Source organism: Aurantiacibacter sp. MUD61 (genome assembly GCF_027912455.1).
GTDB lineage: Bacteria > Pseudomonadota > Alphaproteobacteria > Sphingomonadales > Sphingomonadaceae > Alteraurantiacibacter.
In genome coordinates this window covers 1,048,263-1,061,120 of the sequence record NZ_CP115446.1, presented here as the reverse complement: position 1 = coordinate 1,061,120, position 12,858 = coordinate 1,048,263, and the positions used below count along the sequence as shown (strand labels likewise).

9 protein-coding genes are annotated in these 12,858 nt (G+C 62.6%); 5 read left to right on the top strand and 4 right to left on the bottom strand.

All coding sequences use genetic code 11. The features are described 5' to 3' along the window. Nucleotides 1-101 precede the first annotated feature (101 nt). Genes O2N64_RS05060 through O2N64_RS05050 form a run of 3 tightly spaced genes read left to right on the top strand, consistent with a single transcriptional unit; the run spans nucleotide 102 to nucleotide 2,900 of the window. Nucleotides 102-1,742, top strand: a complete 1,641-nt coding sequence (locus O2N64_RS05060; RefSeq protein WP_271079191.1) for a M28 family peptidase — start codon at nucleotides 102-104, stop codon at nucleotides 1,740-1,742. Continuing rightward, nucleotides 1,729-2,730: an agmatine deiminase family protein gene (locus tag O2N64_RS05055; RefSeq protein WP_271079190.1), complete on the top strand. Its 1,002-nt coding sequence runs from the start codon at nucleotides 1,729-1,731 to the stop codon at nucleotides 2,728-2,730. The genes O2N64_RS05060 and O2N64_RS05055 overlap by 14 nt, the downstream gene beginning before the upstream one ends. Nucleotides 2,731-2,777: 47 nt before the next feature. Beyond that, the gene (locus tag O2N64_RS05050; RefSeq protein WP_271079189.1) at nucleotides 2,778-2,900 is read left to right on the top strand and encodes a hypothetical protein; all 123 of its coding nucleotides are present in this window, start codon (nucleotides 2,778-2,780) and stop codon (nucleotides 2,898-2,900) included. Here the strand turns inward: O2N64_RS05050 and O2N64_RS05045 are convergent. Genes O2N64_RS05045 through O2N64_RS05030 form a run of 4 tightly spaced genes read right to left on the bottom strand, consistent with a single transcriptional unit; the run spans nucleotide 2,897 to nucleotide 6,960 of the window. Then, complete coding sequence (locus O2N64_RS05045) at nucleotides 2,897-3,604, bottom strand: sulfite exporter TauE/SafE family protein (protein ID WP_271079188.1); 708 nt, start codon at nucleotides 3,602-3,604, stop codon at nucleotides 2,897-2,899. The two genes, O2N64_RS05050 and O2N64_RS05045, sit on opposite strands and share 4 nt — an antisense overlap. Nucleotides 3,605-3,647: 43 nt before the next feature. After that, complete coding sequence (locus O2N64_RS05040) at nucleotides 3,648-4,391, bottom strand: sulfite exporter TauE/SafE family protein (RefSeq protein WP_271079187.1); 744 nt, start codon at nucleotides 4,389-4,391, stop codon at nucleotides 3,648-3,650. Between the two features lie 4 nt (nucleotides 4,392-4,395). Then, a complete protein-coding gene (gene thrS, locus O2N64_RS05035; protein ID WP_271079186.1) occupies nucleotides 4,396-6,408 on the bottom strand; it encodes a threonine--tRNA ligase in 2,013 nt (670 codons plus the stop codon). A 54-nt stretch (nucleotides 6,409-6,462) separates the two neighbouring features. After that, nucleotides 6,463-6,960, bottom strand: coding sequence for a 3'-5' exoribonuclease (locus tag O2N64_RS05030; RefSeq protein ID WP_271079185.1), 498 nt, complete (start codon nucleotides 6,958-6,960; stop codon nucleotides 6,463-6,465). A gap of 238 nt (nucleotides 6,961-7,198) precedes the next feature. On the opposite strand from O2N64_RS05030, the gene O2N64_RS05025 reads away from it, so the two are divergent. Together O2N64_RS05025 and O2N64_RS05020 are read left to right on the top strand one after the other, a co-directional pair. Then, on the top strand, nucleotides 7,199-7,939 hold the full coding sequence (locus O2N64_RS05025; protein ID WP_271079184.1) for an alpha/beta hydrolase: 741 nt from the start codon (nucleotides 7,199-7,201) through the stop codon (nucleotides 7,937-7,939). Between the two features lie 135 nt (nucleotides 7,940-8,074). Continuing rightward, nucleotides 8,075-12,805 (top strand): NAD-glutamate dehydrogenase, encoded by a 4,731-nt coding sequence (locus O2N64_RS05020; protein ID WP_271079183.1) that lies wholly within the window; start codon nucleotides 8,075-8,077, stop codon nucleotides 12,803-12,805. The last annotated feature ends 53 nt before the right edge of the window (nucleotides 12,806-12,858 follow it).

Below are 12,858 nucleotides of genomic sequence, written 5' to 3'. Positions count from 1 at the left end.
GCTCCTGCCCTGCCGCAGCGGTGCTCGCAAGTGCGCTTGTGCTGGCGCGTGCGCGGTGCCAGAGATGCGCCAACGACACATTCTCTCATCCGAGGTTTCGCATGTTCCGCATTCTCGCCCCCGCCGCGCTCCTGTCACTCGCCGCCTGCACCACTGAAGAGGTGCCGGTCGAACCGCAGATTTCGCTGGATACCATGCAGGAGGTGACGCGCACGCTTTCTTCCGATGCTTTCGAGGGGCGCGAGCCGGGCACACCGGGCGGTGAGCGCACGGTCGAATACCTCATTGAGCAATTCGAGGCGGCAGGCCTTCAGCCGGGCAATGGCGACAGCTGGGTGCAGGATGTCCCGCTCGTCGAAGTGACAGGCAGCAATTTCGCCCCGCTTACAATCGGCGATATCGAACTGGAGCACGGCAGCGAGTGGGTCGGCGTGTCCTACCCGCTGGTCGAGCGCACCGAGCTCACCGACAGCGAAGTCGTCTTCGTCGGTTACGGCATCAACGCGCCCGAGCGTGGCTGGAACGATTACGAAGGCCTCGACATGGAGGGCAAGACCGCGCTCATCCTCGTCAACGATCCTGACTATATGGATGAGGGGCTGGACGGGACCTTCGGCGGCCGCGCGATGACCTATTACGGGCGCTGGCGCTACAAATATGAAGAGGCCGCGCGGCAGGGTGCTGCCGCTGCCATCGTCATCCATGAGGACTTTGCCGCAAGCTACGGTTGGAACGTCGTCGAAGGCGGGTGGACGGGCGCGCAGGCCTATGCCGACACCGGCAATGGCGAGGCGGGCAATACCGACATGAATGGCTGGATGACTCAGGACGCTGCGCGCAGAGTTCTGGCCGCTGAGGGTCTCGATCTGGACGAGCTGGTCGAAGCGGCCAGCCAGCGGGGGTTCGAAGCCATTCCGCTCGGCCAGACAGCTTCCACCAGTTTCGACAATTCCATCCGCCGGTTCACGTCGCAGAACGTCATCGGCGTGCTGCCGGGCAACCAGCGTCCGACCGAATACATTCTCCACACCGCGCACTGGGATCACCTCGGCATTTGCGGCGAGGAAGGCGATGAAGACATGATCTGCAACGGCGCGGTCGACAATGCGACCGGCACCGCTGCCCTCGTCGCTTTGGCCGAGGCGCATGTCGCTGCCGGGCCGACCCAGCGTACGCAGGTTTTCCTGGCGGTGACGGCAGAGGAATCGGGCCTGCTCGGCTCCGAATATTACGGCGCAAACCCGGTCTATCCGCTCGATCGCACGGTGGGCGGGGTCAATATCGATGCGCTCTATGTGCTGGGCGAAGCGAGCGATGTGACCGTGATTGGCGGCGGCAAGAGCGAGCTGGACAGTTACCTTGCCGATGCTCTCGAAACACAGGGTCGAACGCAAACCGCTGACGCCGCACCGCAGGCAGGGCGCTACTACCGTTCGGACCACTTCAGCCTCGCCAAGCGCGGCGTGCCGATGTTCTATGTGAAGAGCGGCCAGACACTGTCCGAAGGCGGCGCAGAGGCTGGCGAAGCGGCCTATCAGGATTACAACACCAATCACTATCACGCCGCGAGCGATGAATATTCCGAAGATTGGGACTGGGCCGGCGTGATGCAGGATCTGGAGCTTTACTTCATGCTCGCCCGTGCGCTGGGTGACACCGGCGAATGGCCGAACTGGAACGAAGGCGACGAATTCCGCGCCACCCGGGATGAAAGCTGCGCGTTGCGCGATGACGGATGCTGATCCGATGACAGCGCGAATGCCCTCCGAATGGGCAAAGCAGGACTGGATCTGGATCGGCTTTCCCGCCCATGCCGATCTGTGGGAATACGACCTAGTACCAGCTCAGCAGCAGATGGCGGCTTTTGCCAATGCCGTGTCCGAAGCCGGACAGGATGTGCGACTGGTGGTGCGCGACGATGCAGCGGCAGAGGCGGCGCGCAAACTCGTTTCCGCCAAGGTCGCGATCGAGCAGCATCCCTATGGCGACATCTGGATACGTGACACCGGACCGCTGATCCTGCCCGATGGAAGTGGCGGTCGCCGCGCGCAGGGCTTCGGGTTCAACGGATGGGGTGGCAAATATCTGCTGCCGGGTGACCAGGAGACCGGACCCTCGCTCGCCGAGGCGGGGGGCTTTCCCTATTCGCGGGCAGACTGGATCCTCGAAGGCGGCGCGGTGGAAACCGATGGTACCGGACTGGTGGTGACGACCGAGCAATGCCTGCTCAATCACAACCGCAATCCGGATCTCACGCGCGAGCAGATCTGGGCGAATCTGCAGCGCGATCTCGGTTTCGATCGGATCCTCTGGCTCGGCGATGGGCTGCTGGGCGATCATACGGACGGCCATGTCGATAATCTTGCACGCATGGTCGGCGAAGGCGTGATCGCCATCCCCAGCGCGACCGAGCGGGACGATCCCAATGCCGAGGTCTACACCGATGCTCGGCTGCGGGCGCGCGAATTCGGCCTGGATGTGCGCGACATCCCTTCCCCCGGTCGGATGGGAGAAGGCGAGGATGTGGAGCCAGCCAGCTTTATGAATTTCGCCGTGACCAATGGCGTGGTGGTGGTACCGACCTATGGCTCGCCGCTCGATGCCGATGCGGTCGCCGCGATTGGCGCGCTCTTCCCGGATCGCGATGTCGTGGGCCTGCGCGCCGATGCTGTGTTGACGGGTGGTGGGAGCTTCCACTGTGCCAGCCAGCATGTGCCGGCGGTCCGCTAAAAGAGCATCTTAACCTTTCGTTAGGGATTTGGGCGGACAATGTCCGCATGGCCAGAGCAATCGCCTTCACCCGCACACACGTCGCTTCCGCGCAGGAATATGCGCGCCTTGCGGTCGTGAGCTTCTGCGGTGTCGCGCTGATTGCCGCCGGCCAGTTCCTGCCGCTCTAAGCCAGCAGCTTCCACACAGCTCCCAATGCAGCCCCGCCCAGCACCAATGCTGTGGCGACTTGCCATTGCGTTTTGCTGACCCTGCCGAACGCGCGGTGCCCGAACCAGTCCCCGAAAAGCACGGCGGGGAATAGCAGCGCGGCGAGTTCCAGCTCTTCCCAACCGCCGATGCCCTGCCATACGAAGAAGAGGGCGGAGAGCGGCGTCACGACCAGAAAGATCGCCATCATGCTCGCGCGCGCCACGCGCGGCTCCAGCCGTCCGCGCAAGTAAAAGGGCGCCATGCCGGGTCCGGGCATGCCCGCGAATCCGCCGAAGAAGCCGGTGAAAACCCCTGACAGGCCCATTGCGGGATAGCGCGGCAGAGTGACTTTCCCGAGGGGTACCGCCACCAGCACGAATGCGCCGAGTGAGACCAAGGCAATCAGCACCCGCGCCCAAGCCGGATCGAGCGAGACGAGCGCCCACAGCCCGAGTGGCATGCACGCCAGTGCGATCAAGGTAATGGGAATGGCGGACCGGTCCGCCTCCCGCCGGACGCGCCCGATATCGGTGAGGCCAATCAGGAACAACGAAATGATGCCGACGAGCACCGCCGCGCCTGGCGCGATTGCGAGTTGCAGCACCGGCACCAGCACCACCGACAGTCCGAAGCCCGCCAGCCCGCGCACGAAACCAGCAGCGATCGCCGCGATGATCGCCACCGCTATCGCCTCTGGTGAAAATCCGAACAAATGCGTGCCCTGCCTATAGTTTCAGAAGCGCTGCGACGGCTGCCGCGCCCAGCACAATACCGACAAAGGCGCGCCATACCGGGTCGCTGATCCGCCCGAACGCGAGCGAACCCACCCAATTGCCCAACAAGACCAGCGGGAACAGCATCAGGCCAAACAGCAGCGTGCGCCATTCGAGAAGGCCGGTCACTGTACCCGACGCCACGCCAGCCAGCGCGGCCACGCCGAAGATGCCGATCATGCTCGCCTTGGCGGTAAGCCTCGGCAAATCCTGCCGCACATAATAGGGGATGACCGGCGCACCCGGCATGGCGGCGAATCCGGTGAGGACCCCAGCCGAAAGCCCGGTCAGACCGGTGACGAGCGGCGCAGGCGGCCTCGGCTGTTTCCGCTTCGGGATGATGACCGCGGCAAAGGCGCCCAGCGCGCAGATAGCAATCAACAGACGCGCCAACGGCTGCGGTGTCGCATCGAGGAGCAGAAGGCCAGGCAGTGTCGTCAACGCCAGCAGTCCGGCAATGACATAGGCTGACCGTGCCGCCTCACGCAGCACGAAGCGCACTTCGCTGAGAGCGAGCAGAAACGCCATGATATTGATCAGCAGCACCGCCTCGACCGGGCTGAGCGCCAGCGCCAAGATCGGCACCAGCAATATGCCGAAGCCGAAGCCGGTCAGTCCACGAACAAACGCCGCCAGCAACGTAGCGCCGGCCGCAGCCGCAATCTGCGTGGTCGAAAATCCGGCGAGGATTTCCAAGCGGTCAGGCCTTCAGGTCGGGCGGGGTTGCAGCATCTTTCAGCATGGCAATCGCTTCATCGAGGCTCATCACCCGCTGCTCTTTCTCGCCCAGCGTGCGGACGGCAACGGTGCCTTCCTCTGCCTCGCGCTTGCCGACGACAAGCAGGTGAGGGACCTTGGCAAGCGAGTGCTCGCGAACCTTGAAGTTGATCTTCTCATTGCGCAGGTCGCTTTCCACGCGGATGCCCGCTGCTTCCAGCTTGGCGACCGCATCCTTCGCATAATCATCTGCATCGGAGACGATCGTCGCGACGACCGCCTGCACCGGCGCGAGCCACACGGGCAAACGACCGGCGAAGTGCTCGATCAAGATACCGATGAACCGCTCGTAGGAGCCGAAGATGGCGCGATGGAGCATGACCGGGCGGTGCTTCTCGCCGTCCTCGCCCACATAGGTTGCGTCGAGGCGATCTGGCAGAACGCGGTCGCCCTGGATGGTGCCGACCTGCCAGGTGCGGCCGATGGCATCAGTGAGGTGCCATTCGAGCTTCGGCGCATAGAAAGCACCTTCGCCGGGTAGCTCTTCCCAGCCGTATTCCTCATTGTCCATGCCCGCTTCGGCCACAGCATCGCGCAATTCCTGCTCGGCCTTGTCCCAATCGGCATCGCTGCCGAAACGCTTCTCGGGCCGCAGTGCGAGTTTCACGTCATAGGTGAAGCCAAAATCGGAATACACTTCGTCCGCCAGCTTGCAGAAGGCGCGGACTTCCTCGACCACCTGCTTCTCGGTGCAGAAGATATGCGCATCATCTTGAGTAAACTGGCGCACACGCATCAGGCCGTGGAGCGCGCCATGCGGCTCGTTGCGGTGGCAGCAACCCATTTCGCCAAGCCGGATCGGCAGGTCGCGATAGGAGGTGATGCCTTGCTTGAAAACGAGGACGTGCGCGGGGCAGTTCATCGGTTTCATGGCCAGCCAGTTCGCATCGGGCGCGACGCTTGGCGCGCTCTCACCGCTCTCCTCGTCCACTTCGGGCACGATGTCGGGGACGGCGAACATGTTCTCGGCGTATTTCCCCCAATGGCCCGACTGCGTCCACTGACGCACATCCATCAGCTGCGGCGTTTTGATCTCGCGATAGCCCGCACCGTCCATCTTGCGGCGCATATAGGCTTCCAGCTCGCGCCAGATGCGATAGCCCTTGGGGTGCCAGAAGACCGACCCGTGCGCCTCTTCCTGAAGATGGAACAGGTCCATTTCGCGGCCCAGCTTGCGGTGGTCGCGCTTGGCGGCTTCTTCCAGCCGTGTGAGGTGCGCGTTCAATTGCTTCTTGTTGAGCCAGCCGGTACCGTAGATGCGGGTGAGCTGGGCATTGTTCTGGTCGCCGCGCCAATAGGCGCCTGCCACACGCATCAGCTTGAACGCTTGCGGATCGAGCTTGCCGGTGCTGGCGAGGTGTGGACCGCGGCACATGTCGAGCCAGTCATCGCCCGACCAGTAGACCGTCAGTTCTTCATTCTCGGGCAATTCCTTCGCCCACTCGGCCTTGAAGGTTTCGCCCTCGGCTTCCCACTTGTCGATCAGCTGCTGGCGGCTCCATACTTCGCGCTTGAGCGGTTTGTCGGCCTTGATGATCTCGCGCATCTTTTCCTCGATCGCGGGCAGATCCTCCGACGAGAAGGGATCGCGCGTGTCTGGCGCCTTCACATCGTAGTAAAAGCCATCATCGGTCGCGGGGCCGAAAGTGATCTGCGTGCCGGGGAAAAGCTCCTGCACTGCTTCGGCGAGGATATGCGCGTAATCGTGCCGCGCGAGTTCGAGCGCCTCTTCCTCATCCTTGGACGTGATCAGCGCCAGTTCACTATCGCAATCGAAAGGACGATTGATATCGCGCACTTCACCATTGACGCGCGCGGCCAGCGCCGCCTTGGCGAGGCCGGGTCCGATAGCGGCCGCGACATCGGCAGGGGTAGAGCCCGGCTCCATCTCGCGCACGGATCCATCGGGAAGGCTGATCTTCAGTAATTCGGTCATCGTCTCTTTTTCCGTTTCACGCGGCCTATGCTTTTTCCGCCGCAGCTAGGCAAGTCACTCTTCGGGGCAGGCGCGACGCACCAGCGCCAGGTCGGCTTCGTCCATGTCTTCATGCTCACCCGCGAGCGCGCCTTCGACATAGGCGGCAAGAGCGCGCGCATCTTCCAGCGCATTGTGCGGTGTACGGCTGGCGAGAGCGGTGTCGAAGCCCGCAAGGTTAAGCAGCAGGCAGGCATAGCGGAACGGGTCGTTGCGCTTGCCGTGGTCGCGCAGAAGCATGGCGTTGAAATGGACCAGATCCTCCGGCCAATCGGCGATAAATACATGCGGTCCTGCATCCTTGCGGAGGAATTTCTGCATCTTCTTGACCACTTGCAGGCGCGCGATCGGCTCCTGCCCGAAGTGCGGCGCCACATGCTCTTTCACCCACGGCACGATCAGCTCATGCGCGTGCAGCACTTCATAAAAATGCGCCCCATCCTCGCGCACCAGCGCAATGCTGAGAAGCTGGCCGCCGGTGCCGTTGAATTCGGTATCTATGAAATAGCGCATTGCAGTGGTCCGCGCGCCGGAAAGGATTGTCTGCGGTTGCGGGAAGCTGGCGCGATGCCACCCGAAACCGGGTGGCGGAATGCGTGATCAGGCCACGACCATCCGCCCCCGGTTGCCCGAGGTGGTGGTAGTTGTGGTGGTGGTCACACGCTTGGCCATGCCCTGCACATAGGGTGGCTAGCCAAGAAAGTCACTAGGCGGCTTGGCCTGAGCTTTCGGAGAAGGCATGGATGGCGATATGACCGAACTTCGCACAGTCCCGTCCGAACAGGGCATCCCGCTCGCGTTTCGCCACACGCCCGGCAGCGGCCCAGCCGTCGTTTTCCTGCCTGGCTATATGTCGGACATGGCGGGCAGCAAGGCGACGGCCATTTTTGAACATTGCCGGACACAGGGGCGTGAGTGCCTGCTGCTCGATTATTCGGGCTGCGGCGAAAGTGACGGCGACTTTGCCGATGGCACGCTCGGCATCTGGCGCGATGAAGTGCTGCTGCTGATCGCCAACCAGGTTGAGAGCGAACGCGTCGTCATCACCGGCTCCTCAATGGGCGGCTGGCTCATGCTGCTCGTCGCGCTGGAGTTGGGAGACCAGCTCGCCAGCCTAGTTGGCATCGCCTCGGCTCCCGATTTCTCCGAATGGGGCTTCGACGAGGAGCAAAAGGCGCAGTTGCGCGCGGGCGAGACCATTTTTGAGGATAGCGATTACGGCTACGATCCCATGCCGACCCATGCCAAGTTCTGGCACGATGCGGAGCGGCGCAAGTTGCTGGACGCGCCCATCCCAGTCACTTGCCCGGTGCGCCTGCTGCACGGGCAGGAAGACAAGGACGTGCCGCCCGAGATTTCGCTCCGACTCGCTGCGGCTCTCGCCAGTGAGGATGTGCAGGTCACGCTGGTCAAAGGCGGCGATCATCGGCTTTCGCGGGACAGCGATGTTGCCCTGCTCCTGCGCACAGTCGATGCCACTCGCTCAATTTAGTTTCGGTTGAAACATTTTTGATGCAAGCCGTTTCGCGCTGCGTTAGAGGCTTGCGCAATGTTGCGCTAGGAAGAGCAACGATAAGACGAGTCGAAGCGCCGGCCAACTCGGATCGGCGGAGGAGAACCGGACGCCATGGCCACCACCAAGCGCAAGAGTGACGCTTTTTCCGACCTTTCCAAGCAGGAGCGCGGCTTTGCCAAGACGCTGAAGGAGCGCATCAGTGGCTCCATCCTGCCGGGCGAAACTTCGCTCCAAGGGGACAAGCTCGATCTTGCGGCGGCCTTCATTATCGAGGCCGCACGTCACCGCGAAGACGGGAAGCCTTCGATCCTCACGCGCTCTGCCACCAATGGCCACCGCATTATGCGCATTGCGGTAATCAACAAGGACATGCCCTTCTTGGTCGACTCCATCGCGGCAACGATGGCTGCGCGCGGACTGTCGATCGACCGGCTGGTCCATCCCATCCTTCCCGTCCGCCGCACCGACGGTGCATTGACCGACGTGCCCGAAGGCGATGGAACGGGCGAGAAGAAGGAAAGCTGGGTCTACATCGAAACCACGCGCGTGGATGCGAAAGATCGCCGCGCGCTGGAAAAGGATCTCGAAATCGCCATCCTCGATGTGCGTGCGACTGTGGCCGATTGGCCCAAGATGCGCGAGATGATGACGGGTGATGCCGATCGGATGTCCGATGCCGAAGGCGCGGCACTGCTGCGCTGGCTGGCTGGCGGAATGCTGACGCAGCTGGGCCATGTAACCCGCACGCGCGACGGCCAGCAGTCCGACATGCTCGGCATCTGCCGCCGCTCCACGCCGGATTTGTTGGCCGATGCAGCCTATGAAAAGGCGTTCGCATGGTTCGATGGCAAGGATGGCAAGCCGGGCAAGGCCCCGCTGATCATCAAGGCCAATCGCATCAGCAATGTGCATCGCCGCGTTCCGCTCGATCTCTTCATCGTGCCCTTGATCGAGGATGGCCGCGTAGCCGCAATATCCGTGCACGCCGGCATCTGGACGAGTGCTGCGCTCGTCGCGCCGCCCGCAACGGTTCCGGTGCTGCGCCAGCAGCTCAAAGCCATTATGGAGCGGCTCGATTTCGAGCCCGACAGCCATGATTACAAAGCGCTGGTTCACGCGCTTACCGCACTGCCGCATGATCTGATTATCAGCTTCTCCGATGACGACATCACCCGCGTATCGACCGCGATGATGGGCCTTGCAGAGCGACCGCGCCCGCGTGCGACTTTGGTGACCGCGCCGCTTGGTCGGCATATTTTCGGCTTCGTCTGGCTGCCACGCGACATGCTCTCCACCACCGTGCGTCTGCAGGTGCAGGATTTGCTGGAAAAGGGCACCGGCGCGAAGACGCTCGACTGGAGTTTGATGGTCGAAGGCGGCGCGCTAGCTCTGTTGCGCTATGTCATGGATTACCGCGGCAAGCGTGATGATCTCGATACCGCCGCGATCGACCGTTCGCTGCAGGACATGCTGCGCGGCTGGTCTGACGCGGTGGAGGATGCGCTGGCAGAGGGCGATGAATCCAGCCGCGCACCGGCGCTCGCGGCTCGCTATGCTGGCAGTTTCCCGGCCTTTTACCGCACCGAATATGGCGCAGCAGAGGCTGCGCGCGACATCTCGCGCCTTCGCCAGCTGGCAGCACATGTGGAGGAGACCGGCCTTGAGCGTGATGCGCGCCTCTATCGCGCCCAGCAGGATGAGGACGACCGGCTGAGACTTAAAGTCTACCAGCATGCAGGTTCGCTTCCGCTTTCCGATGCCGTTCCGGCGCTAGAAAATTTCGGATTCCGCGTGCTTTCCGAAATTCCCACCGACCTCGGAGGGGAGGACAGCGGCACCATCCACGATTTCATCCTCGGCCTGCCTGCCGGCATGTCGACAGATGCGCTGCTAGAACGTGCCGATACGATCGAGGCGGCGATTACCAGCGTCCTTAACGGCAAGGCGGAAGATGATGTATTCAACCGTCTGGTGATCTCCAGCGGTCTCGATGCCCAGGAAGCGGACTGGCTGCGCGCCTTCTATCGCTATCTGCGCCAGTCCAATATCGCTTTCACCATCTACACGGTGGTCGACGCGCTGGCGGGCGCCAGCAAGGTAACGCGCGGGCTGATCGACCTCTTCCGCACTCTGCATGATCCCGCCTTCGATGGCGATCGCGCCAAAGAAGCGATCGACATCGATGCCGATATCCGTTCCAACCTCGCCGCCGTGCAGGCCATCAATGATGACCGCCTGCTGCGCCGCTACTGGTCTACGATCAAGGCAATCCTTCGCACCAACGCTTTCGCCCCGGCAGCCGACGAGGCGCTGGCGTTCAAGCTGGACAGTTCACTGGTACCCGGCCTGCCGAAGCCCGTGCCGTGGCGCGAAATCTTCGTCTATTCGCGGCGTGTTGAAGGCGTGCACCTGCGCGCTGGGCCTGTCGCGCGCGGCGGCCTGCGCTGGTCCGACCGGCGCGATGACTTCCGCACCGAAATCCTCGGTCTGATGAAAGCGCAAAAGGTGAAGAACGCCGTGATCGTGCCGACCGGCGCGAAAGGCGGCTTCTACCCCAAGCAATTGCCCAGCCCGGCAGTGGATCGCGATGCGTGGTTTGCGGAAGGCAAGGAAAGCTACAAGCTGTTCATCCGCACGCTGCTCTCGATCACGGACAATTATGCGGGCGACAAGGTCGTCCACCCGCAGGACGTGGTGATCCACGATGGCGAAGACCCCTATTTCGTCGTCGCAGCGGACAAGGGCACGGCGACGTTCTCCGACACGGCCAATGCCATTGCGATGGAGCGCGATTATTGGCTGGGCGATGCCTTCGCGAGCGGCGGCTCCAATGGCTATGACCATAAGGCGATGGGCATCACCGCCAAGGGCGCATGGGTCTGCGTGCAGCGCCATTTCCTCGAAATGGGCGTGGACGTGCAGAAGGACCCGGTCCGCGTGGCGGGCTGTGGCGATATGTCGGGCGATGTGTTCGGCAATGGCATGCTGCTTTCGAAATCGATCAAGCTGGTGGCCGCTTTCGACCACCGCCACATTTTCATCGATCCCGACCCCGATCCGGCAGCAAGCTGGAAAGAGCGCAAGCGGATGTTCGATCTCGAGCGGTCGAGCTGGGAAGATTACGACAAGAAGGTGATGAGCAAGGGCGGGATGGTGATCCCGCGCACCACCAAACGCATCGAATTGACGAAAGCCGCAATGAAGGCGCTGGGCATCGAGGAAAGCGACCTTAAAGACGGTGCGCTCGATCCCGATAGCCTGATTCACCTGATTCTGAAGAGCCCTGTCGATCTCATCTGGTTCGGCGGTATCGGCACCTACATCAAGGCAAGCCACCAGAGCAATTCGGACGTGGGCGATCCCGCCAATGATGCCCTTCGCGTCGATGCCAAGCAGATGCGCGCGAAGGTGATCGGCGAAGGCGCCAATCTGGGTGCGACCCAGGCGGGCCGCGTCGAATTCGCGCTCCACGGCGGGCGCGTGAACACCGACTTCATCGACAATTCGGCAGGCGTCGATTGCTCGGATAATGAAGTGAATATCAAGATTGCGCTGGCCGCTGCACGCGAAGCCGGTCGCCTGTCCGAAGAGCGCCGCAATGCGCTTCTGAAGGACATGACCGACGAGGTTGCAGAGCTGGTGCTCGAGGATAATCGGCTACAGGCACTCGCGCTCTCGATTGCCGAGCAGGGCGGCAGCCGCTCGGTAGGTGCGCATGCGCGCCTTATCGAAATGCTCGAAGAGATGGGCGGGCTCGACCGCGACAATGAAGGCCTCGGCGATAATGAAGCGCTGGGCAGGCGCGCAGCGGACGGCAAGGGCCTCACACGGCCCGAACTCGCCGTGTTGCTCTCGCATTCCAAGCTGGTGCTGCAGGACGCGATTGAGGCGAGCGCGCTCGCCGATGACGACGCGTCTGACACTCTCGTGCTGGGCGATTTCCCGCCGCAGTTGCAGGACCAGTTTAGCAAGCAATTGCTCGATCACCGCCTGCGCAATGAAATCGTGGGTACGGTCGTGGCAAACCGCATCGTCAATCGCATGGGCATGCTGCATCCCTTCGAGTTGTTCGAAGAGGAAGGGGCGGGGCTCGACGCCATTGGCGCGGCTTTCGTCACCGCATCACGGCTTCTCGGCATGGAGCAGATTTGGCACGCGCTCGACACGCAGGACATGCCGGAAAAGGCGCGATTGATGCTGTTCGATCAGGCGGCCTTGGCATTGCGCGGTCACATTGCGGACCTGCTGCGGGCGGGCGGAACGAAAATCACTCCGTCCAAGCTGACCAGTGAAATCGGCGACACCGTGCGCGAACTCGTTGACGAGGTGGAAACGCTGATGGGTGATGAAGCGCGCTCCAATGTCGAGACGATCTCGGCGCGCCTGATCAAAGCCGGGGCCAGCCAGAAGCAGGCCGCCATGGTCGCCCATCTGTTTGCTGTCGATGGCGCGATCGGGCTTGCGAAGCTCTCTGCCGACAGCGGAATTACACCCTCTTCACTGGTGGGCGCCTTCATCGATCTGGGCGAACTGCTGGGCATCGATTGGGCGCAAGGCCGCGCTGCAGTGATGAGCCCCGCCGATCCTTGGGAGCGCTTGCTGGTTTCCGGCCTTGCTCGCGATTTCCAGCAAATGCGCATCGAATTCTTGCGCGGCCTTGCCCGCAAGCGCGGCAAGAATGCCGATGAGCCTCAGGCAATGATACAGGCATGGGCCGACAAGCGCGAAGTCGCCATCGGCCAGTTCCGCCGGATGATCGAACGGGCGCAAACGGCATCGCCGGTCGCGCCCGCAATGCTCGCACAGATTGCCAGCCAGGCGCGCAACCTGCTGCAAAGCTGAGCTTAGCACAAAGCCGCTGCCGCTTGACGGCGGCGGTGGTTTTGCGCAGGCCA

What these genes read in the sequence shown, in the direction of transcription:
- O2N64_RS05060 (WP_271079191.1), top strand. Translation starts at nt 102, where the DNA reads ATGTTCCGCATTCTCGCCCCCGCCGCGCTCCTGTCACTCGCCGCCTGC.
- O2N64_RS05055 (WP_271079190.1), top strand. Translation starts at nt 1,729, where the DNA reads ATGACGGATGCTGATCCGATGACAGCGCGAATGCCCTCCGAATGGGCA.
- O2N64_RS05050 (WP_271079189.1), top strand. Translation starts at nt 2,778, where the DNA reads ATGGCCAGAGCAATCGCCTTCACCCGCACACACGTCGCTTCCGCGCAG.
- thrS (WP_271079186.1), bottom strand. Translation starts at nt 6,408, where the DNA reads ATGACCGAATTACTGAAGATCAGCCTTCCCGATGGATCCGTGCGCGAG.
- O2N64_RS05030 (WP_271079185.1), bottom strand. Translation starts at nt 6,960, where the DNA reads ATGCGCTATTTCATAGATACCGAATTCAACGGCACCGGCGGCCAGCTT.
- O2N64_RS05025 (WP_271079184.1), top strand. Translation starts at nt 7,199, where the DNA reads ATGACCGAACTTCGCACAGTCCCGTCCGAACAGGGCATCCCGCTCGCG.
- O2N64_RS05020 (WP_271079183.1), top strand. Translation starts at nt 8,075, where the DNA reads ATGGCCACCACCAAGCGCAAGAGTGACGCTTTTTCCGACCTTTCCAAG.